The organism is Variovorax palleresanus, from assembly GCF_051144945.1.
GTDB lineage: Bacteria > Pseudomonadota > Gammaproteobacteria > Burkholderiales > Burkholderiaceae_C > Variovorax > Variovorax paradoxus_S.
Genome location: NZ_JBJNVP010000002.1, coordinates 4,431,298 through 4,457,300 on the forward strand (window position 1 = coordinate 4,431,298; position 26,003 = coordinate 4,457,300).

The window sequence follows — 26,003 nt, forward strand, 5'->3', positions numbered from 1 at the left end:
CCTTCAGTCGAGGCTCTTGCGTGTGACGGCGCGGGCAAGCAGCAGCAGGCCCACCGCATACGCCAGCAACACTGCGCAGTTGCGCCAGATCAGCGGCCAGACGTCGCCCGCGAGAAACAGCGTCTTGATCAGGTCCATGAAGTAGGTGGCCGGCAGCACATGGCCGATCACGCGCACGGCAAGGGGCACGTTGCGCAGGTCGAACAAAAATCCCGAGAGCATCATCGAAGGCATGAAGGTGGCGATGAGCGCCACCTGGCTCGCGAGAAACTGGTTGCGCGTGACCGACGAGATCACGAGGCCCAGGCTCACCGCGACGACGAGGTAGAGCATGGAGCTGAGCACCACCGCGAACAGCGAGCCGTACATGGGCACCGCGAACAGGAAGCGCGCGGCCAGGAGACACAGCGCCAGGCCCAGCATGCCGACCGCAAAGTACGGAATGATCTTGGCCAGCAGTATTTCCACCGGCCGCACCGGCGTGACGAACAGCGCCTCGAGCGTGCCGCGCTCCCATTCGCGGGCCATCACCAGGGCGGTGAGAAACGCGCCGACCAGGGTCATGATCAGCACGATGAGGCCCGGCACCAGGTACCAGGTGCTGGTGTTCGCGGCGTTGAACCACATGCGCTGCTCCACGGTCACGCGGCCCGTTGGGGGTGCGTCCGCACCGGTTCTGCCGCCGCCGCGGTCCGCCTGCCGCACGGCCGTTTGCGCAAGAGCGCCGCTCACGTACGCCTGGATGATGGTCGCGCGCCCCGCGTCGGCCCCATGCACGATGAGCTGCACGCGCGCATTGCCCGCGGCCAGCGCGCGCGAAAAATCGGAGGGCACGCGCACGACGCCGTCGATCTTGCGTTCGCGCATCAAGACCTCGGCGTCGTGCATGGAGCCCAGCAGCACGGGCGCGATGGTGGGCGAAAGCTGCAGGCCGGCAATGGCTTCGTGCGCCGTGGGCGAGGGGTCTTCGAGCACCACGCCCACCGGCGCGTTCTTCACGTCGAGCGACATGCCGTAGCCGAAGATCAGGATCAGCACCATCGGCAGCAGGATGCCGATGGCCAGGTTGCTGCGGTCGCGCAGCAGCTGGCGAAACTCCTTGCGCGTGAGGGAGATCAGCCGGGTCCAGAACTTGGTGTTCATTGGGCGACCTCTGCGCTCGGATGGCCGATTGCGGCTCGGCTGTTGCTCCCTCTCCCCCGGGGAGAGGGCAGGGGTGAGGGCGTCGGCCTTCGCAAAAGCTCAGACCACGCCACCGTCGCCGGCCCTCACCCCCGCCCTCTCCCCGAGGGGAGAGGGGGCAAGAGATGGCATTCATAAGGTGACCCCCGCGGCGGAATTTCTTCCGTTCGTGCGTGCCTTCTCGACGATGCCGATGAAGGCCTGCTCCATGTCGATGCGCTTTTCATGACCCTCGCCATCGAGCGCCTGCGCGCGCACCTCCCGCGGCGTGCCGATGGCCAGCACCTTGCCGGCGTCCTGGATCACGATGCGGTCGCAGTACTCGGCCTCTTCCATGAAGTGGGTCGTGATGACGACGGTGGTGCCGCCTTCGGCCAGTGCCGTGATGCGGCGCCAGAACTCGCGCCGCGCCAGCGGATCGGCGCCGCTGGTGGGCTCGTCGAGAAACAGGATCTCGGGCTCGTGCAGCAGGCCGGTGGCCATCGCCAATCGCTGCCGGTAGCCGCCGGGCAGCTGCCCGCTGGGCGCATCGAGTTCGCGCTCCAGGTCGAACTGCCGCAACACCGTGTCCATGCGCGCCTGCAGCTTTTCTCCGCGCAGGCCGTAGGCGCCGCCAAAGAAGGAGAGGTTCTCGCGCACCGTGAGGTTGCCGTAGAGCGCGAACTTCTGCGACACGTAGCCGATGCGCTGGCGGGCCTGCGCGCGTGCATGGCGCAGGTCGACGCCGGCCACGCGCAGCTGCCCGCCGCTCGCGGGCAGCAGGCCGCAGAGCATGCGGAAGGTGGTGGTCTTGCCCGCGCCGTTGGGTCCGAGCAGGCCGAAGATCTCGCCGCGCCGCACCGAGAAGCTGGTGCTTGCCACGGCCACGAAATCGCCGAAGCGGCGCACCAGGTCTTTCACCTCGATGACCACTTCGCCGGGCTCGCCTTCGGCCGGTGCAAGTCCTTCGGCCGCGGCGAGTGGTGCGACGTGCGGCGCAGTGGCCTGGTGGGTACGCAGCAGCGTCATGAAGCCGTCTTCGAGCCGCGGCGGCACGGGCTCGGCGCGCGCGCCGTCCAGCAGCTTCTCGAGCGCCGCGTCGTCCGCGCCCTGGCGGCGGATGAAGTGAACTTCGCCGCCCTGCGGCACGGCGTCGACGATGTCCTGCCGCGCATCGAGCAGGCGGGCCTGCATCAGGCGCGGCGGCTCGCCCTCGGGCGGCGCGGCGACGAAGCACATGCCTTGCGCATGGCCGCGAATCTCGGCGGGCGTACCCTCTGCAATCAGCCGGCCCTCGCGCAGCACGAACACATGGCTGCAGCGCTCGGCCTCGTCGAGGTAGGCGGTGCTGACGATGACCGAAAGCTTTTCGTCGTCGACCAACTGCTGCACGATCTGCCAGAGCTCGCGCCGAGAGAGCGGATCGACACCGACGGTGGGCTCGTCGAGCAGCAGCAGCTCGGGCGAGCGCACCAGCGTGCAGGCCAGGCCGAGCTTCTGCTTCATGCCGCCCGAGAGCTTGCCCGCGGGCCGGCTGGTGAAGCGACCGAGGTCGGTCATTTCCATCAGCCGCGCATAGCGCTCGCGGCGTTGGCCGGCGGAGACGCCGTGCAGGTCGGCGTAGAGATCGAGGTTCTCCTGCACGCTCAGGTCGTCGTAGAGGCCGAAGCGCTGGGGCATGTAGCTGATGCGGTCCTGCACCGCCTGCGGGTTGGCCGATACATCGATGCCCAGCACGCGCAGTTCGCCTTCGTCGGCACGCATCAGGCCCGCCATCAACCGCAGGAGCGTGGTCTTGCCGGCGCCGTCCGGCCCGACGAGCGCGGTGAGCGTGCCGGCGGGCACCTCGAGCGAGACGCCGGCCAGCGCATGCACGGGCTGCTTCGACGCCTTGAGGGTGAAGCGCTTGTGCAGGGAGCGTCCGGCCACGGCCGGCTCAGTGCGCTGCATTCAATGCCCCTCCATGCTGGTGGTCTTGCTCCTTCCCCCTCTGGGGGAAGGTTGGGATGGGGGCAGGCAGGGCGCTCGATGGACAGGCCGCTTGCCCCCACCCCAGCCCTCCCCCGGAAGGGGAGGGAGCAATGCGCAACGGCGGTCGATGAGGTCCATCATCACGGCTTGCCGTTCGGAGGCAGCTGCAGCCGCACGGTCGCCGGCATGCCGAGTCGCAGCCGGTCTTCCTTGTCGTCGACCATCACGCGGATTTCGTAGACCAGGCTGCTGCGCAGCTCTTCGGTCTGTACTGTCTTGGGCGTGAACTCGGCCACCGACGAGATATAGCCGACCTTGCCCGTGATCTGCTGGCCGGGCTGGCTGTCGGTGGTCACGCTGGCCTCCTGGCCGGGCCGCACGCGGCCGAGGTCGGGTTCGGCCACGTAGGCGCGCACCCACTTGGGATCGGTGATCGCCAGCGTGAAGGCCGGGCGCTGCGGCGAGGCCATGTCGCCGGGCTCGAGCAGGCGCGCGCGCACCACGGCGTCGATGGGCGACTTGAGCTCCGCCTCCTGGAGCTGGTGGTTCATGAGCGCCAGATCGGCGCGTGCGGATTCGAGCTGGGCCAGTGCCTGCGCGATGTCTTCCTTGCGCGGCCCGGCGACGGCGAGCTGCTGCGCCTTGCGCACGTTGTCCAGTTGCGCCAGCGCCACCTTGCGGCGGGCCTGTGCGCTGTCGAGGTCCTGCTGGCTCACGGCCCGGCCGGCCGTGGTCTGGCCGATGGCCTGCAGGCGCACGAGTTGCTGCTGCGCAAGGTCGGCATCGGCCTGCGCCGCGGCCACCTGGGCGCCGGCCTGCGCGAGTTCTTCGGGCCGGCTGCCAGTCTTCAGGCGCAGCAGCGCCTGCTCCTGCACGCCGATGCGCGCCTGCGACTGCGCCACGCGCAGCACGAGCGAGCGGGTGTCGAGCCTGCCCAGCAACTGCCCCGCGCGCACGTGGTCGCCTTCGCGCGCCGTGAGTTCGGCCACGCGCTCATTGGCATTGAAGGCCAGCGAGACCTGGCGCACGTCGATGTTGCCGTACAGCACGAGCTGGTCGGACGGCGTGGCCGAACGATGGAGGTACCACCAGCCACCCGCCGCAGCGGCCAGCACCACGACGGCAGCGGCAATGAGGGGTTTCTTGTTCATGAGAACGGGCTCCTGCCGGTTTTCAGACCGGAACACGGCCGGATGTTATCAAATCGAAATTTGAATTTGAAGTATTTTTTCAATTCGATTAACCTCGGGGCCATGGCTTCCCGCTCTTCCAGCACCCGTTCTTTCGGCGCCAGTGCCCCTGCTCCGCGCCAGGCTGCGGCACGCATCCCGCGCACCTCTCGCACCGACGGCAGCACCACGCGCCTGCACATCCTCGAAACCGCGGGCCAGCTGTTTGCCGAACGCGGCTTCGCCGAGAGCACCAGCAAGGAAATCTGCACGCGCGCCGGCACCAACATGGCCGCGGTCAACTACCACTTCGGCAGCAGGGACGGGCTCTACGAGGCCGTGCTGATCGAGGCGCATCGCCAGCTTGTGAGCATCGACGAACTGGTCAGCCTGGCCAGCGCGGCGGCCGATCCGCGGCTCAAGCTGCGGGCCTTTCTCACGCACCTGATCGAGATGGGCAGCCAGCCCAAGGCACCCTGGGGCTTTCGCGTGGTGCTGCGCGAGGCGCTCTCGCCGTCGCCGGCCATGCCGGTGCTGATCCGGCGGGCGGTGCTGCCCAAGGCCAAGCTGATCCGCGGCCTGGTCGGCGGCATCATGGGGTTGCCCGACGATCATCCGTCGGTGCAGCGTGCGCTGCTGTTCACTGTGTTGCCCTGCATCGTGATGACGGTGGCGCCCAAGAATCTGCGCAACGAGGTGCTGCCGGCCCTGAAGAACGCCGAGGGCCTGGCGGACGACCTGATGCGTTACGTCTTCGCAGGGCTCGATGCCCTTGCGGTGGAGGCCAGGGCCTTGGCGCCCGGCACCACGGCAGCCAAAACTACAGCTGGAAAGCGACGGTGAGCAGCAGCCCCTCGGCCACGTCGCGCAACAGGCCCGGCCGCCGCGCGCGGTAGGGCTCGCCGGCGGAAGCCGTGGTGGCGACCCATTCGGCCAGCCAGTCGATCTCGCCCGGGCCGTAGAACACCACGGCCGCCTCGTGGTTGAGCAGCAGGCTGCGGAGGTCGAGGTTGATCGAGCCGCACATGGCCAGCTCGTTGTCGACCACCACGGCCTTGGCGTGCGCCATGAAGGGCAGCATGCGAAAGCTCACGCCCGCGCGGGCCAGGTCGCGCATGGCCCGCGCGCGCACGAAGTCGGCCAGGCGGTGGTTTGACCGCGCGGGGATCGCGATGGTCACTTCCACGCCGCGCCGCGCGGCCAGCCGCAGCGCATCGCGCAGGCCGTCGCCGGGCACGAAGTAAGGCGTGATCGCCAGCACGCGGTGCTCGGCCCGAAAGCAGGCGTCGATGAGCAGCGCATGGGCCGTGTCCTCGGTCTGGTCGGGGCCGCTCGGCAGGAATTGCGCCATGGCGCCGCCCGCGCTTTCCACGTCGTCGGCCGTGATGGCGCGCGCCTTGCGGCCGCGCACCGAGCTCCAGTCGTGGTCGAACTGACGCGCCGCCGCGGCGGCCACGCTGCCGTGCAGGTCGAACGAAAGATCGCGCCAGCCTTCGGGATGCTTGTCGTTGCCGGTGAAGTATTCGCCCGCCAGATTGCGCCCGCCGGACCACAGCCAGCCGTCGTCTGCAATGGTGAACTTGCGGTGGTTGCGCAGGTTGCGCGGCCCGATGCGGCGCAGGCTGAAGAACGGGCGGAACACGGCGACCTCGCCGCCCGCCGCGCGCAGCAGTTCGAAGTGGCGGCGCGGCAATGTCAGTGCACCGAAGCCGTCGAGCAGCACGCGCACCTTGACGCCTTCGCGCGCACGCTGCGCCAGCCGCTCGATGACGGCGCGGCCCAGCGTGTCGTCGCCGATGATGAAGGTGCACACGTCGATGCGCTCGCGCGCGCCGTCCATCACTTGCCACAGTGCCTCGCGCGCGGCCTCGCCGTCAGCATGCAGGCGGATCGCGCAGCGGCCCGGCGGCGCGAGGCCGAAGCTTTCGATCAGGTCTGCCGCCCAGTGCCCCGGCGGCACCGAGCGCGGCGGCCGCGGCGAGCCCGCCGGGCGCAGCTTGCGCTGGCCGAACAAGAGGTAGATCGGCAGGATGAAGTAGGGCATGAGCACCAGCCCCATGACCCAGGCAATGGCCGTGGTGGGCGCGCGCTGCTCGCGGCGCGCGCGCGTGGTCAGCACATAGACCAGCAGCGCGAAGGTGATGACAAGGAAATGCTGTGACGGTGAAGGAAGCCAGTCGAAACTCGAGTTCGGCATGCGGCAATGATGCCTGAGGACCCGGGGGAGCGGCGTGCGATCAGCGTGGCATCAGGAACGAGGCCACGTCGCGCCCTTCGGAAGCCAGGAAGCGCATCATCGGCTCGACCACCGTTCGCACCGCGGGCCGCTCGCCCATGCGGCTGCGCCAGGCCAGGAGCCGCGGCGTCGCCTGCGTCATGCGGGCACCTTTGCGGTCGGCAAAGATGCAGGCCATGTAGAAGGCGATGTCGGCGAAGGAGTAGGGCCCCGCAAGGTACTCGCGCGTGGCCAGCAGGCCTTCCATCTCGTCGTAGTAGCGGGCGCACGCGGCGCAGGCGGCCACGGCGGGCGCGCTCTGCATGTCGCGCTGCAGGCCGAAGAGCCTGATCACGTTGGGAAAAAAGACCTCGTCCGACTTCTGCTCAAGCTGCCGCGCGCGTGCCCGTTCGGCAACATCCTGGGGCCACAGCGCCGGCGTGGGGTACCGGTCTTCGAGGTACTCGAAGATCTGCGTCGAGTCGAAAAGCCCGACCTCGTCGTCGACGAGTACGGGCACCTGCTGCTTCACCGGGTTGACGCGCAGCACCTCGGGGTGCTTGGGCTCGTAGGCGTCGTCTTTGGTGAACGGCACCATCACCAGTTCGAAGTCGATGCCTTTTTCGAGCGCGGCGATCTGCACCTTCGCGCCGAACATGCTGAGGGGGCCCGAGTAGATTTTTGTGGTCGTCGTCGTCATGCCCCGACTACATCAGAAATGCCGGTTCAGGTCGAGCCCCAGACTTCTTGTGCGGTCTCCACCACCAGCCGCAGCTTGTTGCGCTGCGCCTCCACCGCGATGTTGTTGCCGTGCACCGTGCTCGAGAAGCCGCATTGCGGCGACAGCGCGAGCTGCTCGAGCGGGGCGTACTTGGCGGCATCCTCGATGCGGCGCTTGAGCTCGTCCTTGTCTTCCATCTCGCCGAACTTGGTGGTCACGAGGCCGAGCACCACGGTCTTGCCCTTGGGCAGGTAGCGCAGCGGCTTGAAGTCGCCGGAGCGGGCATCGTCGTATTCCATGAAGTAGGCGTCCAGGTCCATCTCCTTCAAGAGCGCTTCGGCCACCGGCTCGTAGTTGCCGGCCGCCGCGTGGGTGCTCTTGAAGTTGCCGCGGCACAGGTGCATGGCCAGCAGCATGCCCGGCGGCTTTTGCGCGACCACCTTGTTGATGAACGCGGCATAGCGGTGCGGCAGTTCGTTCGGGTCGTCGCCGCGCTTGCGGGCGGCTTCGCGCATGTGCTCGTCGCACAGGTAGGCCAGGTTGGTGTCGTCCATCTGAACGTAGGTGCAGCCCGCTGCGGCCAGCGAGCGCAGCTCGTCGCCATAGGCCTTGGCCACGTCGTCGTAGAACACCGGATCGAGCTCGGGATACGCGTCCTTGCTGATGCCGGCGCGGCCGCCACGGAAGTGCAGCATGGTGGGCGAAGGAATCGTCACCTTCGGTGTCCGGCCGGCCGAGACTTGGCTCTTCAGGTATTGGAAGTCAGCCAGCTGGATGTCCTTCACGTGGCGCACCTTGTCGATCACGCGCATGGCCGGCGGCGCGAGTTCCTCGGTGCCGTCGGGCCTGCGGATGGTGACCGGAATGTCGGTCTTCACGCCGCCGAGCTGGTCGAGAAAGTCGATGTGGAAATACGTGCGGCGGAACTCGCCGTCGGTGATGCTCTTCAGGCCGATGTCTTCCTGGAAGCGGACGATCTCGGTGATGGCCTTGTCTTCGACCTTGCGGAGCTGCTCGGGCGTGATCTCGCCCTTGGCCTTCTGCTCGCGCGCCTCGAGCAGGTATTTGGGGCGCAGGAAGCTGCCGACGTGGTCGTACCGGGCGGGCAGGGCGGCGTGCTGGGACATGGGGAATCTCCGTCGTGGCTGTAAACGAATCGAAGATCGTATCGCCTTGGAAACACGCGTACCTGTATACATTAATCTCGGTGTTTACCCTGAATTCGGCGAGTTTCAGTGGAAATTTTCTGATTTATGTATACATTGGGTATTCATGAAAACGCCCACGACCGCCTTTCCATTGAACGCCTGGTATGCCGCCGCCTATGACGTCGAAGTGCGTCATGCGCTGCTGCCGCGCACCATCTGCAACGAAAAACTGGTGCTGTTCCGCCGTACCGACGGGCAGGTTGCCGCGCTCGAAGACGCCTGCTGGCACCGCCTGATGCCGCTCTCGCTGGGCAAGCTCGAAGGCGACGAAGTGGTGTGCGGCTACCACGGCCTGGTCTACAACAGCCAGGGCCGCTGCACCCACATGCCGAGCCAGGAAACGCTGAACCCTTCGGCCTGCGTGCGCAGCTTCCCGGTGGTCGAGAAGCACCGCTTCGTCTGGATCTGGCCCGGCGACCCGGCCAAGGCCGACCCGGCGCTGGTGCCCGACATGCACTGGAACGACGACCCGGCCTGGGCCGGCGACGGCAAGATGATTCGCGTGAACTGCGACTACCGCCTGGTGGTCGACAACCTCATGGACCTGACGCACGAGACCTTCGTGCACGGTTCGTCCATCGGCAACCGCGAAGTGGCCGAGGCGCCCTTCGTTGCCACGCACGGCGACCGCTCGGCCACCGTCACGCGCTGGATGGAGAACATCGACCCGCCGCCGTTCTGGGGTGGCCAGATCCGCCATGCGCGCGGCTACGCCGGCAAAGTCGATCGCTGGCAGATCATCCGATTCGAAGGGCCGTGCACCGTGAACATCGACGTCGGCGTGGCCGAGGCGGGCAGCGGCGCGGTGCCGAAGGACGGCAACCCCGGCGACCGCAGCAAGGGCGTGAACGGCTACGTGCTCAACACCATCACGCCCGAGACCGACAAGACCTGCCTCTACTTCTGGGCCTTTGCGCGCAACTACTGCCTGGGCGAGCAGCGCCTGACGCACGAACTGCGCGAAGGCGTGGCCGGCATCTTTCGCGAGGACGAGCTCGTGCTCGAGGCGCAGCAAAAGGCCATGGACGAGCGGCCCGACCACCAGTTCTACAACCTCAACATCGACGCCGGCTCGATGTGGGCTCGGCGGCTGATCGACCGCATGGTCGAGAAGGAAAAACCCGCGCGCGCCGCGATCCCGATCCGCCCTGTCGAAAAGAGCGCCGCATGAAGGTCGCAGCCGTATCCCCCGTCGAACCCGGCGATGGCGGCAGCTCGCAGGCCGTGAAGGCGCAGCTGCGATTGCGCGAAATGATCCTGGCCGGCGAACTGCCGGGCGGTGCGCGCATTGCCGAGGTGGCCATCTCCGAACAGCTCGGCGTTTCACGCACGCCAGTGCGCAGCGCGCTCATGCGGCTGGAACAAGAAGGCCTGCTCGAGGCGCTGCCCAACGGTGGTTACGCAGTGCGTACTTTTTCGGAGCGCGACGTGGCCGATGCCATCGAGCTTCGCGGCACGCTCGAAGGCCTGGTGGCGCGGCTCGCGGCCGAGCGCGGCGCGGCGCCGGTGGTGCTGCGCGAAGCGCGCGCCTGCCTGGCACGCATCGACGAACTGCTGCGCGAGCCCGCGCTGGACGATGCGGCGTTTTCGCGCTACGTCACGCACAACGAGAAGTTCCATTCGCTGCTGTGCGAAATGGCGGCAAGCCCGGTCATCGCGCAGCAGCTCGAGCGCGTGATCAACCTGCCGTTCGCGTCGCCGTCGGGCTTCGTCATCGTGCAGGCCAACTCGCCCGCCGCGCGCGACATGCTCGTGATCGCGCAAGACCAGCACCTGCAGGTGCTCGACGCCATCGAGGCCGGCGAAGGCTCGCGTGCCGAAGCGTTGATGCGCGAGCACAGCCGCATCGCGCGGCGCAACCTGCGCGAGGCGCTGCACGGCACGCCCACCGCCGAGCAGCGCCCCCTGCCCGGCGTGCAGCTGATCCGTCGCCGCGGCTGAGCGGCCGATTTACTTTTTCCGCTGTTTCTCCCCGATGAAAAACGACCTTCAATGGATGCAGGCGCAAATCGTTGCGCTGCGCGACGTCACGCCCACCGTGCGCGAATTCGAACTGCGGCCCGAGCCGGGCTTTGCCGCCACCTACGAGCCCGGATCGCATCTGCAGGTGCAGGTGATGGCGGCCCATGGCAAGCTGCAGACACGCTCGTATTCGCTGGTGGGCGAGGGCGACGGCCAGTGCTGGCGCATTGCCGTCAAGCGGCTCGACGACGGCCGCGGCGGCTCGCTCGCCATGTGGCGACTGGCCGTCGGCGACCGGCTGCAGGTGAGCGCGCCGCAGAACCACTTTGCGCTCGACCTCTCGGCGCCCGGCTATCTGCTGGTGGCCGGCGGCATCGGCATCACGCCGCTGGTGATGATGGCAGAGCGCCTGGGAGACCATGCGCGGCGCAGCGGCGTGCCGGTGAAGATGCTCTACGGCGCGCGCCATGCGGGCGAGTTCGCCTACCTCGACCGGCTCCGCGAAGCACTGGGCGGCGATGTCGTCGCGCATGAGGGCGCGGCGCCCATCGATTTCGCGGCGGCCATCGCGGCCCTGCCCGCGGGCGGCCAGCTTTACACCTGCGGACCGGTGCCCATGCTCGAAGCCGTCAAGCGCGCCTGGCAGGCGGCGGGCCGCGCCCCGGCAGACCTGCGCTTCGAAACCTTCGGCAGCAGCGGCCGGCTTCCGACGCAGGCCTTCACGGTGCGAATTCCCCGGCACGACCTGGCGATCACCGTGCCGGCCGATTGCACCTTGCTCGAAGCGCTCGACGCCGCCGGGGTGGAAACGCTCTGGGACTGCAAGCGCGGCGAGTGCGGCCTCTGCGCTATGGACGTGCTCGCGGTCGATGGCGAAATCGACCACCGCGACGTGTTCCTGAGCGAGCACGAGAAGCAGGCGACCACCCGCATCTGCGCCTGCGTGTCGCGGGCCGTGGGCACCCTCACGCTCGACTCGGCGTATCGGCCTGACAGCTGAAAACGCGTTGCGCGATCATCGCGCAGTTCATTTGTTCATCGCGCAACAATGGTTCGCCTCGGGGGCGGAGTAGGTGATTGCCTGCTCCGCCGCATGTTGCAAAGTGTTGAAAAATAGCCCGGTATCCGCTTTCGTCGTTCAAGGAAAACCTCATGCAAAGACGCCAACTCATCCAGACCGCAGGCCTCACGGCGCTTGCGCTTTCCATGTCGCTTGCCAGTGCGCAGGACAGCAACAAGTTCAAGATCGGCCTGATCCTGCCCATGACCGGCCAGCAGGCGTCCACCGGCCGGCAGATCGAAGCGGCGGCGCGGCTGTACATGGCGCAGAACGGCGACACCGTGGCGGGCAAGAAGATCGAGCTCATCATCAAGGACGACGTGGCCACGCCCGACGTGACCAAGCGCCTGGCGCAGGAACTCATCGTCAACGACAAGGTGAACGTGATCGCGGGCTTCGGCGTCACGCCGGCCGCGCTGGCTGCCGCACCGCTGGCCACGCAGTCGAAGACGCCGCAGGTGGTGATGGCCGCCGCCACGTCGAGCATCACCGAAGCCTCGCCCTACATCGTGCGCTCGAGCTTCACGCTGCCGCAGGTGTCGGTGGCCATGGGCGACTGGGCGCCGAAGAACGGCGTGAAGACGGTCGTCACGCTGGTGGCCGACTACGGCCCCGGCAACGACGCCGAGAAATTCTTCAGCGAGCGCTTCCAGCTCAACGGCGGCAAGGTGATCGAGAAGCTGCGCGTGCCGCTGCGCAACCCCGATTTCGCGCCGTTCCTGCAGAAGGTGCGCGACGCCAAGCCCGACGCGCTGTTCGTCTTTGTGCCCTCGGGCGCCGGCGCGGCCGTGATGAAGCAGTTTCTCGAGCGCGGCATGGACAAGGCCGGCATCCGCATGATTGCCACGGGCGACGTGACCGATGACGACCAGCTCAACGACATGGGCGATGGCGCGCTGGGCGTGGTCACTTCGCACCACTACTCGGCCGCGCATCCGTCGCCCGCGAACAAGAAGTTCGTCGAAGCCTTCCAGAAGGCCAACCCGAAGATGCGCCCCAACTTCATGGCCGTGGGCGGCTATGACGGCATGCGCGTGATCTATGAAGCCCTGAAGGCCACCAAGGGGCAGGGCGGGGGCGATGCGCTGCTGGCCGCCATGAAGGGCCAGATCTTCGAGAGCCCGCGCGGGCCGGTGTACATCGATGCGCAGACGCGCGACATCGTGCAGGACGTGTATCTGCGCAAGGTCGAGAAGAAGGACGGCCAGTTGTACAACGTCGAGTTCGACGTGATCAAGGGTGTGAAGGATCCGGGCAAGGCGAAGTAATCGGGTGCCCGGGTGTTTTGTTCGGGCGCTGCTGCTGTTCAGGGTGGCGCTCCCGCCGACGGGGTGCCTTGCTCCGCGAATGTCCCCCGGCCTGCGGCCTCCTCCTTTATTTCGCTGCGCAAGGCACCCCATCGACGGAATCGTCCGTCAGAGCGGTCGTTGATCGGCGGTACACCCAGAGCATGCCCTGGTGCGCAGGGCGCCGGGTGCTCCCCGCAGCGAAATAAAGGAGGAGGCGAAGCCGGGGGACATTCGCGGAGGGGAGTACCCGGTGGCCTGTGCACGCGCCCTGAACAGCAGCGCCCAATACAAGAACCAAAGAAGCCAACGCGAGCCATGCAAACGCCGTAGCGGAACACTGACATGTTGACCATTCTTTTCGACGGCATTGCCTACGGCATGCTGCTCTTCGTGCTCGCAGTAGGACTGGCCGTGACGCTCGGGCTGATGAACTTCATCAACCTCGCGCACGGTGCCTTTGCCATGGCGGGTGGGTACCTCACGGTATTTGCGATGCAGAAGCTGGGCGTGCCGTTCCTGGCCTGCCTGCCGCTCGCGTTCATCGTGGTGGCACTGGCCGGCGCGCTGCTCGAGCGCACGCTCTACCGGCCGATGTACGGCAAGCCCCATCTCGACCAGGTGCTGTTCTCCATCGGCCTCGCCTTCATGGCGGTGGCGGCCGTCGACTATTTTGTCGGTTCGTCGCAGCAGAACATCCAGTTGCCCGAATGGCTGCGCGGCCGCACCGAGATCGGCGATGGCGCGCTGCTGCTTGGCATGGGCCACTACCGGCTCTTCATCATCGCGGTGTGTGCCGTGCTCACGGTGGTGCTCCAGCTCATTCTCTCGAAGACGCGCTTCGGCAGCCGCCTGCGCGCCGCGGTCGATGACCCGCGCGTGGCGGCGGGGCTGGGCATCAACGTCAACATCGTCTTCTTGCTGACCTTTGCGGTGGGCTCCGGGCTCGCGGGGCTGGGCGGCGCGCTGGGCGCCGAGATTCTTGGGCTCGATCCGACCTTTCCGCTCAAGTACATGATCTATTTCCTGATCGTGGTGTCGGTCGGCGGCACCTCGTCGATCACCGGGCCGCTCGCGGCCGCGCTGCTGCTCGGCATTGCCGACGTGGCGGGCAAGTACTTCATTCCCAAGATGGGTGCGTTCACCGTCTACCTGCTCATGATCCTGATATTGATGTGGCGGCCCCAAGGCCTGTTCACGCGCAAGGGAGGCCGCTGAATGAGCGCACCTTCGTCGTACGAATCGGCCTTGCTGCACAAGGCGCGCTGGCGCCCGCTCGAGTTCGTGGTGTGGGCCGCGGCCTTCGCGCTGCCTTTCGTCATGCCTTCGCACTCGCTGCTGGTCAACGAGATCGCCATCGTCGCGCTGTTCGCGATGTCGCTCGACCTGATTCTTGGCTACACCGGCATCGTGTCGCTCGGCCATGCCGCGTTCTTCGGTTTCGGCGCCTATACCGCGGCGCTGTTCGCCAAGCTCGTGATGCCGGACCCGACCGTGGGGCTGGTGCTGGCCACCGCACTGTCGGCGCTGCTGGGCCTCGTGGCCAGCGTGACGATCCTGCGCGGCAGCGACCTGACGCGGCTGATGGTTACGCTCGGCATCGCGCTGCTGTTGCTCGAACTCGCCAACAAGCTCGACTGGCTCACCGGCGGTGCCGACGGCCTGCAGGGCGTGGTAATGGGACCGGTGCTCGGCCTGTTCGAGTTCGACCTCTTCGGCCGCACGGCCGCCTGGTATTCATTGAGCGTGATGCTCGTGCTGTTCCTCGTGATGCGACGGCTCGTGCATTCGCCCTTCGGCGCCACGCTGAAGGCGATCCGCGACAACCGGCTGCGGGCCATGGCGATCGGCATTCCGGTGGTGTCGCGGCTGGTCGTCATCTACACCGTGGCCGCCGGCATTGCCGGTGCCGCGGGTGCGCTGCTGGCGCAGACTACCGGCTTCGCCTCGCTCGACGTGCTGGCCTTCGACCGCTCGGCCGATGTGCTGCTGATGCTGGTGATCGGCGGCGTGGGTTGGCTCTATGGCGGCGTGGCGGGCGCCATCGTCTTCAAGCTGCTGCAGAACTGGCTCTCGGCCGTGACGCCGCAATACTGGATGTTCTGGATCGGCCTCTTGCTGGTGCTGCTGGTGCTCGTCGGGCGCGATCGCGTGCTCAAGCCATGGACGTGGCTGGGCAAGAAGAAGGGGAGCGGGGCATGACCGAAACCGTGCTCTCGACGCAGGGGTTGGTGATGCGCTTCGGCGGCATCACGGCCACCAACAACGTCACGATGGAACTCAAGCGCGGCGCGCGCCATGCGCTGATCGGCCCCAACGGCGCCGGCAAGACCACGCTCATCAACCTCTTGACCGGCGTGCTCACGCCGACCGAAGGCCGCATCTCGCTGCTGGGCGAAGACATCACCACGCTGGCGCCGCACAAGCGCGTGGCGCGCGGGCTGGTGCGCACCTTCCAGATCAACCAGTTGTTCGACTCGATGACGCCGCTCGAAACGCTGGCGCTCGTCGTGTCGCAGCACCAGGGCATCGCGTCGCAATGGTGGCGTCCGCTGGGGGCCACCCGGGCCGTGACGGCGCGCGCGGCGCAACTGCTGGAGCAGTTTCATCTGGGCGACGTGGCGCAGCAGCAGACCAAGTTCATGGCCTATGGCAAGCGCCGCCTGCTGGAGATTGCCATCGCACTGGCCTGCGAGCCGCGCGTGCTGCTGCTCGACGAGCCCGTGGCGGGCGTTCCCGCAGGGGAGCGCGAGGAGCTGCTGCAGACCGTGGCCGCATTGCCGGCCGATGTGTCGGTGCTGCTGATCGAGCACGACATGGACCTGGTATTCAGCTTTGCCGACCGCATGACCGTGCTGGTCAACGGCACGCTGCTGACCGAAGGCGACCCCGAAACCATTGCCAACGATCCGAAGGTCAAAGAGGTCTATCTGGGCCACGGGGAGCATGCCCATGTCTGAACTGCTGCGCATCGAGAACCTGAGCGCCGGCTACGGCGAGGCGGTGGTGCTGCACGACGTGGCGTTCGCGCTCGGCGTGGGCCAGACGCTGGCACTGCTGGGCCGCAACGGCACGGGCAAGACCACGCTGATCAACACGCTGGCGGGGGCCACTCGGCAGCACGGCGGCAGCATCTCGCTCAGTGGGCAAGCCCTGCACAAGCTGGCGCCGCACCAGCGCGCCGCGGCCGGTATCGGCTGGGTGCCGCAGGAGCGCAACATCTTCAAGTCGCTCACGGTGCATGAGAACCTTACCGCGGTGGAGCGGCCCGGCAGGCCCGGAGGGACTTCCAATCCCTGGAATCCGCAGCGCGTCTACGAGATGTTCCCGCGCCTGGCCGAGCGCAAGACCAACCTGGGCACGCAGCTTTCGGGAGGCGAGCAGCAGATGCTCGCCGTGGGCCGCGCACTGGTGCTGAACCCGAAGCTGCTGCTGCTCGACGAGCCGCTCGAAGGGCTGGCGCCGATCATCGTGGAGGAGTTGCTGCGCGCCATTCGCCGCATCACGCAGGACGAGGGGCTGGCCGCGATCATCGTGGAGCAGCACCCGCAGGCGATCCTCGCGATTTCCGACCACGCGGTGGTGCTCGATCACGGCACCATCGTCCACACCGACAGCGCAGCGGCATTGCGCAGCCAGCCGCAGGTGCTCGAACGGTTGCTGGGCGTGGCCCGGTAGCGATTCCGACGAACAAGAAGGAGACAGACACATGGCGATCCCGAAGACACTGTTTTGCGGGGGCGCCATGTGGGCCTCCGCGATGCTGCTTGCGGCCTGCAGCACCACCGGCCCGCAGAGCCTCACGCTCGGTGGCAATCCGGCCGCGGCCTGCGCGGCGCTCGTTGCGCCGGTCGCTCCCGCGGCCATCGGCCTGCCGAGCGGTGTGGCGACCATCGATTCCGCAACACTGGTGCCCGCCTCCGCACTTGCTGTCGCGGAGCGCGGCCCCAGTCCCGCTGCGCGCATCACGCCGCCGACGCCCGCGCACTGCAAGGTGCTGGGCCGCATCGCGCCGCTCGATGCGAGCGCGCCACCCATCCTGTTTCAGGTGAACTTGCCGCTCGCGTGGAACGGCCGCAGCGTGCAGTACGGCGGCGGCGGGTTCAACGGCGTGCTGATCACCGGCCTTTCGCTGGTGCCGGCCGGCCGCTTCGACCAGCCCACGCCATTGGCACAGGGCTACGTGACCTACGGCACCGACTCCGGCCACCAGAACGTGGCAGGCCAGCCGCCGCAGGCCTTTGCGCTCAACGACGAGGCGCTGGTCAATTTTGCCCATGCCTCGTACAAGAAGGTGCGCGACGTGGCGGTGGCGCTGATGCAGCGCGCCTACGGGCAGGCACCGCAGAAGCTGTACTTCGTGGGCAGCTCCGAAGGCGGGCGCGAGGCGCTCACCATGGCGCAGCGCTATCCGCAGGACTTCGACGGCATCTTCAGCCGCGTGCCGGTCATCAACTGGACGGGGCTGCAGCATGCCGGCACGCGCAACGGCATTGCCACCTTCGGCGAAGGGTGGCTGCGGCCGGCGCAGGTGCAGCTGGTGCATAACGCCGTGCTCGCAGCGTGCGATGCCGCGGACGGCGCGGCGGACCGCATCGTGTCGAACCCCGTGGCCTGCCTGCAGCGCTTCGATCCCGCGAGCCTGCGCTGCGCCGCCGGCACCAGCGGCGACAACTGCCTCAACGATGCGCAGGTGCAGGCGGTGCGCACGCTGCGCTCGCCCTGGCGCTCTCCCGTGCCGCTGGCCAACGGCGTCGCGGTGTATCCGGGCTGGGGCATCGGCGGCGAGGGCACACCGGCCTTTGCATCGATGGGAGGCTGGAACGCCTGGTGGACAGGCACCGCAGCGCCGACCGTGCCGCCGCAGCCGAGCAACGGCATTGCATAGTTCTACGGCAGCGGCGCACTGCAGTATTTCTATGCACGCAATCCGTCGCTCGACGTGCGCAACTACCGCGCGGAAGACTTTGCCGCGCGCATCGCCACCGTGTCGCAGCTGATGGATTCGACCAACCCCGACCTCGGCGCCTTCCAGGCGCGCGGCGGCAAGCTGCTGATGTTGGAGCACATGGCCGACTATTCGCAGAGCCCGTTCGCCGGCATCCTCTATTACGAATCGGTGGTGGCGCGCATGGGGCGCGACAACACGGACCGCTTCATGCGCCTTTACACCGCGCCCGGCGTGGACCACGTGGGCAGCGGCGCCCCGGCCAACGTCGACATGCTCGGCGCGCTGGCCGACTGGGTCGAGCGCGGCCGCGCGCCGGCCGGCCTGCAGCTGGCCGAGCAGGAATTGCAGCCGCCGTTCAGGGTCGTTCGCGCCCGTCCGCTGTGCGAGTGGCCGCTGTGGCCGCGCTACGTGGGCGGCGATGTGTCGCAGGCCGCGAGCTTCCAGTGCAGCAGGTAGCGCGACGCGCCTGAAGGGCCTAGATCGCGCAGCTTTCCGGACCGCAGGATGCCGGACCGGTACCGGCATCCGTTGCCGCGGGCGAGGGCGGCACGAGCTTGGCCAGCTGCGCCTTCCATTCCTCGGGTCGCCCGAGCCAGGGGCCGATGTCGATGCGGCTCGCGGTGCCGTCGGCCTGTGCCAGCACGAAAGTCGGAAAGCCCTGACCGCCCGCGCGTTGCAGCCACTGGCGGCTTTCGGCCATGTGCTTCGAGGTTGCTTCGCCCGACAGGCGCGCGAAGGCCGAGGCAAAAGCGTCCGCATCGAAGCCGAGCTCTTTGGCTATCGCGGCGAGCACCTGCGCATCGGCGATGCGCCGGCCTTCGACGTAATGCGCGCGCTGCAGCCGATGGATCATGTCCAGCCCGCCGCCCGTGCGCAGCGCTTCGGCCGCAAGAATGGCCGTGGTCGGCGGTTCGGAATCCATCACCGCGCCGATGTCGCGCAGCAGGCCCTCGAAGTACGCCTCGCCAAAAGGCTGGCCCGTGAGCTCGGCAATGCGGCGGTCGTGCGGCAACACGTAGTCGCGCCACTGCGGCGTGATGGCGCGCCGGTTGGCGCCGGTCATCATGCCGCCGCCGTGAAACGCGACATCAAGGCCCGGCACGCTGCGCGCGGCGTCGACCAGTGGTGCGGCCGCATAGCACCAGCCGCACATCGGATCGAAGATGTAGTGCAGGGTGGCGCTGGACGTTGAAGTGGTGTTGTCGTTCATTGCGTTCGTTTCCTTTGTTCGAATGTTAGGTTCCAGAAAAGGAAACAAAAACCCCGCTTTCGCCAATGAACAGTTTCCGATTCCGTTCGAGTCAGGGTGCCTAGCGATCTGTCCCGCACCGTTCCAGATGCGCCACCAGCAGCTGCGCCGACAGCGACAGCGTCGCTTCGTCGCGAAAGCAGATCGCGAAGCGCCGGCGCGCCCAGGCATCGGTGAGCGGCATCAGCCGCAGGCGGTAGGTGTCGGCAAAGGGCTGCGCCACTTCCGCCGGCACCACGCTGATCGCCAGCCCGGCGCGCACCACGCGCAAGGCGGCATCGAAGTTGGTCACCAGCACGCGGTACACCAGCGGCTTGCCCGCCACCGCGGCCTCGCGGGCCAGCATCAGCTGCACGGCGCTCAGGGCGGGCATGCCGACGAACTCGTGGTCGAGCACGTCCTCGAACCGCACCTTGCCGCGGCGCGCCGCCGGGTGCGACGGGTGCGCCACGATGGCCAGGTGGTCGCTGCGGTAGCTGCGCCGCTGCAGGCCTTCGAGGTCCGCGGCGTCCCAGCACAGGCCGATCGACGCGCTGCCCTCGCGGATGCCGCGCACGATTTCCGGGCTCACGCGTTCTTCCATATCGACCCGGATGTCGCGGTGTTTGGGGTTCTGCAGAAAGTTGGCCACGTCCTCGGCCAGCGATTCGGCCAGCACCGAGGCCGAGGCAAGGATTCGCACATGCCCCCGCGCACCGCCGGCGTAGGCCGCCATGTCGCGCTCGATGCGCTGGGCGCTGCCGAGCATCGCGCGCGCATGTTCCAGCAGCGTTTCGCCGGCGGGGGTCGGCACCACGCCGCGCCGCTTGCGTAGCAGCAGCGGCGTGCCCACCGTGTCCTCCAGCTGCGCCAGGCGCTTGCTGATGGCCGAGCCGACGATGCTGGCCTGCTCGCCCGCGCGCGCGATGCTGCGCGTTTCGCAGACGGAGACGAAGAGGCGGAGGGTGGTCAGGTCGAGGTCGCGCATGGGGGTTCCGATTGAGCGATGTGATATTCCATTTTGGAACGAATCTGCTTCCAAAATCTATTTTCTGAATCGAATAGGAACTTCTAACATCGATGCCAGACCTTCAAAGGAGACACCTTGAACGAAGCCACGGTTGCGCCCGCAGCGCACGCCTTTCTGCCGCCCCGCGCGGTCGTCCGCGAAGTGGGGTTGCGCGACGGCCTGCAGAGCATCGCGAGAACATTGCCCACCGCGCAAAAACTCGAATGGATTCGCGATGCGCATGCCGCCGGCCAGCGCGAGATCGAAGTCGGCTCCTTCGTGCCCGCGCGCCTGCTGCCGCAACTGGCCGACACGGCCGAGCTGCTGGCGTACGCCAAGACGCTGCCGGGGCTTTTTGCCTCGGTGCTGGTGCCCAACCTGCGGGGCGCGGAACTCGCCATTGCGGGCGAGGCCGATCTCATGATGGTCCCGCTCTCGGCCAGCCATGCGCACAGCCTTGCCAACCTGCGCAAGACGCCCGACGAAGTGGTGGCCGAGGTCGCGCGCATCCGCGCCGCGCGCGATGCCGCGGGCTCCAAGACGCTGATCGAAGGCGGTGTGGGCACCGCGTTCGGTTGCACCATCCAGGGCCACGTGGAGATCAGCGAGGTACTGCGGCTGATGCAGGCGCTGCTCGACGCCGGCGCCGACCGCGTGGGCCTGGCCGACACCGTCGGCTATGCCGATCCCGCGATGGTCCGCAGCCTGTTCGAGCGTGCAAAACGCATCGCCGGCGACCGCGTGTGGTGCGGCCATTTCCACGACACCCGGGGCCTTGGGCTCGCGAACACCTACGCGGCGCTCGAAGTCGGCATCGCGCGCTTCGATGCCTGCCTGGCCGGCATCGGCGGCTGCCCGCATGCGCCCGGCGCCAGCGGCAATGTCGACACCGAAGACCTCGTGTTCATGCTCGAGAGCATGGGCGTTGGCACGGGTGTCGACCTGCCGAAACTGCTCGACCTGCGCAAGCGCGTGGCCGGCTGGCTGGAGGGCGAGACACTGCAGGGCACCGTGTGGCGCGCGGGTTTTCCGAAGACCTTCGTGGCGACGGCGGGTGCAGCGGCATGAGCGCGAACACCGAAGAAAAACGCCTGCCGCTCACCGGCATCCGCGTGGTCGAGTTCACGCACATGGTCATGGGCCCGACCTGTGGCATGGTGCTGGCCGACCTGGGCGCAGAGGTCATCAAGGTCGAGCCGATCGACGGCGACCGCACGCGGCACCTGCTGGGCGCGGGTGCCGGTTTCTTCCCCATGTTCAACCGCAACAAGAAGAGCATCGCGCTCGACCTGCGCCACCCGCAGGGGCTCGAAGCGGCGATGCGCCTGTGCGCCACGGCCGACGTGGTGGCACAGAATTTCAGGCCCGGCACCATGGAGAAGTACGGGCTCAGCCATGCCGCGCTCAGCAAGCTCAATCCGCGCCTGGTGTACGTGAACCACACCGGCTTCCTGCCCGGCCCCTACGAGCATCGCACCGCGCTCGACGAGGTGGTGCAGATGATGGGCGGCCTGGCCTACATGACCGGCCGTCCCGGCGATCCGCTGCGCGCGGGCACTAGCGTGAATGACATCATGGGCGGCATGTTCGGCGCCATTGGCGCCATGGCCGCGCTGATGCAGCGCGCGCAGACCGGCAAGGGACAGGAAGTGCAGTCCTCGCTGTTCGAGAACAACGTGTTCCTGGTCGGCCAGCACATGCTGCAGTACGCCATCACCGGCCAAGCCGCGGCGCCGATGCCCGAGCGCATCTCGGCCTGGGCGCTGTACGACGTGTTCACGGTAAAGGATGGCGAGCAGATATTCCTGGCCGCGGTGAGCGATGCGCAATGGACGGTGTTCTGCGATGAGCTCGGCTTCGACGACCTGAAGGCCGACCCCACCTTGCGCACCAACAACGACAGGGTCCGCGTGCGGCCCACGCTGCTGGCGGACTTGCGCAAGCGGCTGGCCGACCGGTCGGCTGCCGAGCTGTCGGCGATCTTCGAGGCGCGTGGACTGCCATTCGCGCCCATCGTGCGGCCCGAAGACCTCTACGAGGATCCGCACCTGAAAGCGACCGGGGGTCTCGCCGACATCCGCCTGCCCGATGGCGAACGCGCCGGGCAGACGGCGCAGACCACGCTGTTCCCGATCACGTTGGGCGGCCAGCGGCTGGGCGTGCGCCTGGACCCGCCGACACTGGGCGAGCACACGCGCGAACTGCTCGCCGAGCTCGGCTATGCGGAGTCGCAGATGGTGGCGATGCAGGCCGAATCTGCCGTTGCCTGAACGCATTTTTCGAAGACATACAAAGAGAGACAAGACCATGCACAAGATTCTTCCCCCGATGACCCGCCGCGCCGTACTGGGCTTCGGCGCCTCCGCCGCGGCGCTTGCCGCATGCCCGGTGCTCGCGCAGGGCTCCGACAAGCCCATTCGCTTCATCCTGCCGATCAGCGCCGGCTCGGGCGTGGACGCCATCGTGCGCGCGGCCTCGGTTGCGCTCGGCAAGGCCTTCGGCCAGCCGGTGGTGATCGAGAACCTCCCGGGCGCGGGCGGCATCACCGGCACGTCGGCGCTCGTCAAGGCGGCGCCCGACGGGCTCACGCTGGGCGTGGTGTCGAACAACCACGTCATCAACCCGGCGGTGTACAAGAAGATGCCCTTCGACGCCATCGCCGACGTGACGCCGATCAGCGTGGTGGGCGCGACGCCGCTGGTGCTGGTGGTCAATCCGAAGCTGCCCGCCAAGAACGTGAAGGAACTGGTGGCGCTGCTGCGCGCCAAGCCCGAGGGCTACAACTACGCCTCGTCGGGCAACGGCACCATCATTCACCTGGCGGGCGAAATGTTCATGGACGAGGCCGGCGTGAAGGCGCGGCACATCCCTTACAAGGGCACGGGCCCGATGGTCACCGACATGATCGCAGGCCAGGTCGAGATGGGGGTGGTGGCGTTGCCCGCGGTGCAGCCGCACCTCAAGAGCGGCGCGCTGCGCGCCATCGGCCTGTGCGGCCCCACACGCTCGCCGGCCGCGCCCGACATTCCGACCATCGCCGAGCAAGGGCTGCCCAACTACGCGGTCGAAGGCTGGTTCGCGGTGATCGGGCCGCCGAAGATGCAGGCCGCCGACATCCAGCGCGTGCACGACGCGGTGGCCGCTGCCTTCACGAGCGCCGAGGTGCGCGAGGCCATGGACAAGCAGGGCAACATCATCAAGCCCACGTCACCCGAGCAGGCGGCGAGCTATTTCCGCACCGAAGCCGCGCGCTATGCGGCGCTGGTGAAGAAGGCGAACGTCGTGCTGGAGTGAGTGCCGGGCTCAGGCCTGGCTCGTGAACTTGAGCCCGAGGATGCCCGCGATGATCAGGCCCACGCAGATCAGCCGCGCCGCATTCGAGGGCTCCTGGAACAACACGATGCCGAGCACCACGGTGCCTACGGCGCCGATGCCGGTCCACACCGCGTAAGCCGTGCCCACCGGCAGCGTGCGCATCGCCCAGCCAAGCAGCACGACGCTGAGCACCATCGAGATGGCCGTGCCGACCGAGGGCCAGAGCTTGGTAAATCCTTCGGTGTACTTGAGGCCGATGGCCCAGCCCATTTCGAGCAGGCCCGCCACCAACAAAACGACCCACGCCATGCGCGCTCCTTGAAAAGGTTTTCAGTTCTCCGGCCGCACGGCACGGTAAAGGGCGCGCACGAAATCCGACTGCGTGATCATGCCCGTGAGCCGCTTTTCATGGTCGATGATGGGGATATGGTGGTGGCCGCCTTCGGAGAACAGCGGCACCAGGTCGATCACCGGCCGGTCGGCGCTGGCCACGCGCACCTGGCGCGTCATGATCTGGCCGACCACCTCCGGCTTGTTCGAGACGACGGTGCGCGTGGCGCGGATCAGGTCGCGCAGCTTGCCTGCAATGCCTTCGTGGTGCTCCAGGTCGAGCAGGCGGAAGAAGTCGGCCTGCGTCACGATGCCGACCACGCGGCGCGTGCGGTCGGTGACCGGCAGCGCCTTGATGCGGCGCTGGGTCATCAGCATCCAGGCCTCTTGCAGCGGCGTGCCGAACTCCACCGACACCGGGTCGCGCGACATGATGTCGCCGCAATGCAGCGTGCCGAGCCGCCGCTTGTACGACTCGAGTTCGGTCTGCTGGATCAGCGACTCGAGGTCGTCGCGGCTGATGTCCAGCACCTGGTTGTAGCGCGCCAGCACCGCGTCGATGTCGGCCTGGCTGAAACGGGCGTCGGCCGATGGCGGCCGCGCCACCTGCACGTGCGGATAGCGCCTGCCCGTGAAGGTGTTGTAGGCCACGCCCGCCAGCACCAGCAAGAGCGAATTCGCCAAGGTGGGGAACAGCGCCGCCGAGAAGTGGTCGGTGTGCGTGAGCACGGCGAGCAGCGCCGCGGCCCCGCCCGGTGGATGCAGGCTGCGCGTGGCGAACATCAGTCCGATGGCCGCGCCCACGGCGATTGCCGCGGCCCAGGCCGGATCGGGTATCCAGCGGACGCAGGCGATGCCCACCACGGTCGACAGGGTGTTGCCGACGATGACCGACCAGGGCTGCGCCAGCGGGCTCGCGGGCACGGCAAACACCAGCACCGCGCTGGCGCCCATCGGTGCGATGAGCCAGATGCTGACGTCCACCGCTTCGGCCATCCAGCGGCACAGCAGCGCGGTGATCAGAAGCCCGATGGCCGCGCCGGCCACGGCACGCAGGCGCTCGCGCGCATCGACGGTGTTGCGGCCCGGCAGCCAGGCGCGCGCATGCGTCAACAAAGCGGAAAGCTGCGGCACGGCTTCAGGCCTCCGCGGCCACCCGGCGGCCGATCTCGGGCCATTGCCCGTGCAGCCAGACCCAGGCGACAAGGCCGATGCCCAGCATCAGCGTGGAGGTGAGCGCCAGTGCCAGTGTGGAGTGCATGACCAGCGGCGCCACCACGCCCGCCACGATGCCGTTGGCGGTGGAGCCGATCACGGCCTGCAGCGACGAGGCCATGCCGCGTCGCTCGGGATGGAGGTCGAGCACCAGCAGGGTCACCACGGGCACCATCAGTGCCCAGCCGAACGCGAACACCGCCAGCGGCCACAGCGCCCAGGCGACGTGCGCGGTGAAGAGCGAATTGGCCACCACGTTCACCAGCGAGGTCACCAGCATGATCAGGAAGCCGTCGCGGATCTGCCGTTTGGGCGCCACCTTGCCCGCCATGCGGCCGCTGGCCCATGCGCCCAACATGATGCCGCCGATGGTCAGCAGGAAGAACCAGAAGAACTGAGTCGGGGCCAACGCCAGGTGGTCGCCGAGGAAGGCGGGCGCGGCCAGCACGTAGAGGAACATGCCGTTGAACGGGACGCCGCTCGCGAACGCGAGCAGCAGAAAGCGCGGGTCGGAGCAGAGGTCCCAGTAGCCGCGCATCAGGTGCCGCACCTGGAAAGGCTGGCGCTGGCTCTGGTGCAGCGTTTCGGGCAGCAGCTTGTAGTTGGCCACGAACAGGATCACGCCGACCGCGACCAGGAACCAGAAGATCGCGTGCCATCCGGCATGCACGAAAAGAAAGCCGCCAACGATGGGCGCGATGGCCGGCGCAACGCCGAAGTAGATGGTCACCTGGCTCATCACGCGCTGCGCATCGGCGGGCGGGAACATGTCGCGGATCACGGCGCGTGAAACCACGATGCCCGCACCGGTCGACAGGCCCTGCAGCCCGCGGAACAGCACCAGCTGCGCAATGTTCTGCGACAGCGCGCAGCCCAGCGAGGCCAGCGTGAACACCGCGAGTCCCCACAGCACCACGGGCCGGCGGCCGAAGCTGTCCGACAGCGCGCCGTGGAACAGGTTCATGAACGCAAAGCCGAACAGGTAGGCCGAAAGTGTCTGCTGCATTTCGGCCGGCGTGGCGCCGATGGAGCGCGCAATGCCCGAGAAGGCCGGAATGTAGGTGTCGATGGAAAAGGGACCGAGCATGCCCAGCACGGCGAGCAGCACGGCAAGCGCCCATCGCGGGGCTTGCCAGAGCTTGTCTGCATCGGGATTCATGGGATTTGCTCCATTTTTCTTGTCGGTAGAGGCCAAAAAAGAA

At 67.7% G+C, this 26,003-nt stretch carries 23 protein-coding genes and 1 pseudogene; 13 read left to right on the top strand and 11 right to left on the bottom strand.

What is annotated here, in order from left to right; all coding sequences use genetic code 11:
- Positions 1-3 precede the first annotated feature (3 nt).
- The 3 genes from ACJ7Z0_RS24630 to ACJ7Z0_RS24640 all read right to left on the bottom strand — a co-directional run bounded on the left by ACJ7Z0_RS24630 (position 4) and on the right by ACJ7Z0_RS24640 (position 4,283).
- Positions 4-1,143 carry an ABC transporter permease gene (locus ACJ7Z0_RS24630; protein ID WP_434791933.1) on the bottom strand — a complete coding sequence of 380 codons (1,140 nt, stop codon included), beginning with the start codon at positions 1,141-1,143 and terminating at the stop codon, positions 4-6.
- Between the two features lie 171 nt (positions 1,144-1,314).
- Entirely contained in the window at positions 1,315-3,111 is a 1,797-nt protein-coding gene (locus ACJ7Z0_RS24635; protein WP_434791934.1) for an ATP-binding cassette domain-containing protein, read from the bottom strand.
- A gap of 161 nt (positions 3,112-3,272) precedes the next feature.
- Positions 3,273-4,283, bottom strand: coding sequence for an HlyD family secretion protein (locus ACJ7Z0_RS24640; protein ID WP_434791935.1), 1,011 nt, complete (start codon positions 4,281-4,283; stop codon positions 3,273-3,275).
- A 102-nt stretch (positions 4,284-4,385) separates the two neighbouring features.
- Here ACJ7Z0_RS24640 and ACJ7Z0_RS24645 point away from each other — a divergent pair, with 102 nt between their 5' ends.
- A complete protein-coding gene (locus tag ACJ7Z0_RS24645) occupies positions 4,386-5,144 on the top strand; it encodes a TetR/AcrR family transcriptional regulator (protein WP_434791936.1) in 759 nt (252 codons plus the stop codon).
- Here the strand turns inward: ACJ7Z0_RS24645 and ACJ7Z0_RS24650 are convergent.
- Genes ACJ7Z0_RS24650 through ACJ7Z0_RS24660 form a run of 3 tightly spaced genes read right to left on the bottom strand, consistent with a single transcriptional unit; the run spans position 5,122 to position 8,364 of the window.
- The gene (locus ACJ7Z0_RS24650; protein WP_434791937.1) at positions 5,122-6,498 is read right to left on the bottom strand and encodes a phospholipase D-like domain-containing protein; all 1,377 of its coding nucleotides are present in this window, start codon (positions 6,496-6,498) and stop codon (positions 5,122-5,124) included. The two genes, ACJ7Z0_RS24645 and ACJ7Z0_RS24650, sit on opposite strands and share 23 nt — an antisense overlap.
- Positions 6,499-6,538: 40 nt before the next feature.
- A complete protein-coding gene (locus ACJ7Z0_RS24655; protein WP_434791938.1) occupies positions 6,539-7,216 on the bottom strand; it encodes a glutathione S-transferase family protein in 678 nt (225 codons plus the stop codon).
- A 26-nt stretch (positions 7,217-7,242) separates the two neighbouring features.
- Positions 7,243-8,364 (bottom strand): 5-methyltetrahydropteroyltriglutamate--homocysteine S-methyltransferase, encoded by a 1,122-nt coding sequence (locus tag ACJ7Z0_RS24660; protein ID WP_055805106.1) that lies wholly within the window; start codon positions 8,362-8,364, stop codon positions 7,243-7,245.
- A 145-nt stretch (positions 8,365-8,509) separates the two neighbouring features.
- Between ACJ7Z0_RS24660 and ACJ7Z0_RS24665 the strand changes: the two genes are divergently transcribed.
- From ACJ7Z0_RS24665 to ACJ7Z0_RS24705, 9 genes and pseudogenes are all read left to right on the top strand, one after another.
- Entirely contained in the window at positions 8,510-9,616 is a 1,107-nt protein-coding gene (locus tag ACJ7Z0_RS24665) for an aromatic ring-hydroxylating dioxygenase subunit alpha (protein ID WP_434791939.1), read from the top strand.
- Positions 9,613-10,386, top strand: a complete 774-nt coding sequence (locus ACJ7Z0_RS24670) for a GntR family transcriptional regulator (RefSeq protein ID WP_434791940.1) — start codon at positions 9,613-9,615, stop codon at positions 10,384-10,386. Before ACJ7Z0_RS24665 ends, ACJ7Z0_RS24670 begins: the two co-directional genes overlap by 4 nt.
- Before the next feature lie 34 nt (positions 10,387-10,420).
- Entirely contained in the window at positions 10,421-11,407 is a 987-nt protein-coding gene (locus tag ACJ7Z0_RS24675; RefSeq protein ID WP_434791941.1) for a PDR/VanB family oxidoreductase, read from the top strand.
- Positions 11,408-11,559: 152 nt separating this feature from the next.
- Positions 11,560-12,735, top strand: coding sequence for an ABC transporter substrate-binding protein (locus ACJ7Z0_RS24680; RefSeq protein ID WP_055804975.1), 1,176 nt, complete (start codon positions 11,560-11,562; stop codon positions 12,733-12,735).
- Positions 12,736-13,098: 363 nt separating this feature from the next.
- Positions 13,099-13,971, top strand: a complete 873-nt coding sequence (locus ACJ7Z0_RS24685) for a branched-chain amino acid ABC transporter permease (protein WP_047784777.1) — start codon at positions 13,099-13,101, stop codon at positions 13,969-13,971.
- Entirely contained in the window at positions 13,972-14,955 is a 984-nt protein-coding gene (locus tag ACJ7Z0_RS24690; RefSeq protein WP_434791942.1) for a branched-chain amino acid ABC transporter permease, read from the top strand.
- Positions 14,952-15,713 (top strand): ABC transporter ATP-binding protein, encoded by a 762-nt coding sequence (locus ACJ7Z0_RS24695; RefSeq protein ID WP_434791943.1) that lies wholly within the window; start codon positions 14,952-14,954, stop codon positions 15,711-15,713. Before ACJ7Z0_RS24690 ends, ACJ7Z0_RS24695 begins: the two co-directional genes overlap by 4 nt.
- On the top strand, positions 15,706-16,431 hold the full coding sequence (locus ACJ7Z0_RS24700) for an ABC transporter ATP-binding protein (RefSeq protein WP_431122977.1): 726 nt from the start codon (positions 15,706-15,708) through the stop codon (positions 16,429-16,431). Before ACJ7Z0_RS24695 ends, ACJ7Z0_RS24700 begins: the two co-directional genes overlap by 8 nt.
- A gap of 82 nt (positions 16,432-16,513) precedes the next feature.
- A pseudogene (locus ACJ7Z0_RS24705) lies at positions 16,514-18,160 on the top strand (tannase/feruloyl esterase family alpha/beta hydrolase).
- A 19-nt stretch (positions 18,161-18,179) separates the two neighbouring features.
- Here ACJ7Z0_RS24705 and ACJ7Z0_RS24710 read toward each other — a convergent pair.
- Positions 18,180-18,914 carry a DsbA family protein gene (locus ACJ7Z0_RS24710; protein ID WP_434791944.1) on the bottom strand — a complete coding sequence of 245 codons (735 nt, stop codon included), beginning with the start codon at positions 18,912-18,914 and terminating at the stop codon, positions 18,180-18,182.
- Between the two features lie 100 nt (positions 18,915-19,014).
- Positions 19,015-19,920, bottom strand: a complete 906-nt coding sequence (locus ACJ7Z0_RS24715; RefSeq protein ID WP_434791945.1) for a LysR family transcriptional regulator — start codon at positions 19,918-19,920, stop codon at positions 19,015-19,017.
- A 117-nt stretch (positions 19,921-20,037) separates the two neighbouring features.
- Here ACJ7Z0_RS24715 and ACJ7Z0_RS24720 point away from each other — a divergent pair, with 117 nt between their 5' ends.
- The 3 genes from ACJ7Z0_RS24720 to ACJ7Z0_RS24730 are packed head-to-tail and all read left to right on the top strand — an operon-like array spanning position 20,038 to position 23,235.
- Positions 20,038-21,009, top strand: a complete 972-nt coding sequence (locus ACJ7Z0_RS24720; RefSeq protein WP_434791946.1) for a hydroxymethylglutaryl-CoA lyase — start codon at positions 20,038-20,040, stop codon at positions 21,007-21,009.
- On the top strand, positions 21,006-22,211 hold the full coding sequence (locus ACJ7Z0_RS24725; RefSeq protein ID WP_434791947.1) for a CaiB/BaiF CoA transferase family protein: 1,206 nt from the start codon (positions 21,006-21,008) through the stop codon (positions 22,209-22,211). The genes ACJ7Z0_RS24720 and ACJ7Z0_RS24725 overlap by 4 nt, the downstream gene beginning before the upstream one ends.
- Before the next feature lie 37 nt (positions 22,212-22,248).
- Complete coding sequence (locus tag ACJ7Z0_RS24730) at positions 22,249-23,235, top strand: Bug family tripartite tricarboxylate transporter substrate binding protein (protein ID WP_434791948.1); 987 nt, start codon at positions 22,249-22,251, stop codon at positions 23,233-23,235.
- A 9-nt stretch (positions 23,236-23,244) separates the two neighbouring features.
- Here ACJ7Z0_RS24730 and sugE read toward each other — a convergent pair whose 3' ends face one another.
- From sugE to ACJ7Z0_RS24745, 3 genes are read right to left on the bottom strand one after another with little or no spacing between them, the layout of a single operon-like run.
- Complete coding sequence (sugE, locus tag ACJ7Z0_RS24735; protein WP_434791949.1) at positions 23,245-23,565, bottom strand: quaternary ammonium compound efflux SMR transporter SugE; 321 nt, start codon at positions 23,563-23,565, stop codon at positions 23,245-23,247.
- Positions 23,566-23,586: 21 nt separating this feature from the next.
- Positions 23,587-24,720, bottom strand: a complete 1,134-nt coding sequence (locus ACJ7Z0_RS24740; RefSeq protein ID WP_434791950.1) for an HPP family protein — start codon at positions 24,718-24,720, stop codon at positions 23,587-23,589.
- Positions 24,721-24,724: 4 nt separating this feature from the next.
- Complete coding sequence (locus ACJ7Z0_RS24745) at positions 24,725-25,960, bottom strand: multidrug effflux MFS transporter (RefSeq protein ID WP_434791951.1); 1,236 nt, start codon at positions 25,958-25,960, stop codon at positions 24,725-24,727.
- Positions 25,961-26,003: the final 43 nt, after the last annotated feature.

Bases quoted from the DNA above. Each gene is read 5' to 3' on its own strand.
- ACJ7Z0_RS24700 (WP_431122977.1), top strand. From the start codon at position 15,706: ATGTCTGAACTGCTGCGCATCGAGAACCTGAGCGCCGGCTACGGCGAG.
- ACJ7Z0_RS24650 (WP_434791937.1), bottom strand. From the start codon at position 6,498: ATGCCGAACTCGAGTTTCGACTGGCTTCCTTCACCGTCACAGCATTTC.
- ACJ7Z0_RS24630 (WP_434791933.1), bottom strand. From the start codon at position 1,143: ATGAACACCAAGTTCTGGACCCGGCTGATCTCCCTCACGCGCAAGGAG.
- ACJ7Z0_RS24660 (WP_055805106.1), bottom strand. From the start codon at position 8,364: ATGTCCCAGCACGCCGCCCTGCCCGCCCGGTACGACCACGTCGGCAGC.
- ACJ7Z0_RS24715 (WP_434791945.1), bottom strand. From the start codon at position 19,920: ATGCGCGACCTCGACCTGACCACCCTCCGCCTCTTCGTCTCCGTCTGC.
- ACJ7Z0_RS24745 (WP_434791951.1), bottom strand. From the start codon at position 25,960: ATGAATCCCGATGCAGACAAGCTCTGGCAAGCCCCGCGATGGGCGCTT.
- ACJ7Z0_RS24675 (WP_434791941.1), top strand. From the start codon at position 10,421: ATGAAAAACGACCTTCAATGGATGCAGGCGCAAATCGTTGCGCTGCGC.
- sugE (WP_434791949.1), bottom strand. From the start codon at position 23,565: ATGGCGTGGGTCGTTTTGTTGGTGGCGGGCCTGCTCGAAATGGGCTGG.
- ACJ7Z0_RS24645 (WP_434791936.1), top strand. From the start codon at position 4,386: ATGGCTTCCCGCTCTTCCAGCACCCGTTCTTTCGGCGCCAGTGCCCCT.
- ACJ7Z0_RS24670 (WP_434791940.1), top strand. From the start codon at position 9,613: ATGAAGGTCGCAGCCGTATCCCCCGTCGAACCCGGCGATGGCGGCAGC.
- ACJ7Z0_RS24710 (WP_434791944.1), bottom strand. From the start codon at position 18,914: ATGAACGACAACACCACTTCAACGTCCAGCGCCACCCTGCACTACATC.
- ACJ7Z0_RS24685 (WP_047784777.1), top strand. From the start codon at position 13,099: ATGTTGACCATTCTTTTCGACGGCATTGCCTACGGCATGCTGCTCTTC.
- ACJ7Z0_RS24655 (WP_434791938.1), bottom strand. From the start codon at position 7,216: ATGACGACGACGACCACAAAAATCTACTCGGGCCCCCTCAGCATGTTC.
- ACJ7Z0_RS24690 (WP_434791942.1), top strand. From the start codon at position 13,972: ATGAGCGCACCTTCGTCGTACGAATCGGCCTTGCTGCACAAGGCGCGC.
- ACJ7Z0_RS24695 (WP_434791943.1), top strand. From the start codon at position 14,952: ATGACCGAAACCGTGCTCTCGACGCAGGGGTTGGTGATGCGCTTCGGC.
- ACJ7Z0_RS24730 (WP_434791948.1), top strand. From the start codon at position 22,249: ATGCACAAGATTCTTCCCCCGATGACCCGCCGCGCCGTACTGGGCTTC.
- ACJ7Z0_RS24680 (WP_055804975.1), top strand. From the start codon at position 11,560: ATGCAAAGACGCCAACTCATCCAGACCGCAGGCCTCACGGCGCTTGCG.
- ACJ7Z0_RS24725 (WP_434791947.1), top strand. From the start codon at position 21,006: ATGAGCGCGAACACCGAAGAAAAACGCCTGCCGCTCACCGGCATCCGC.
- ACJ7Z0_RS24640 (WP_434791935.1), bottom strand. From the start codon at position 4,283: ATGAACAAGAAACCCCTCATTGCCGCTGCCGTCGTGGTGCTGGCCGCT.
- ACJ7Z0_RS24665 (WP_434791939.1), top strand. From the start codon at position 8,510: ATGAAAACGCCCACGACCGCCTTTCCATTGAACGCCTGGTATGCCGCC.
- ACJ7Z0_RS24635 (WP_434791934.1), bottom strand. From the start codon at position 3,111: ATGCAGCGCACTGAGCCGGCCGTGGCCGGACGCTCCCTGCACAAGCGC.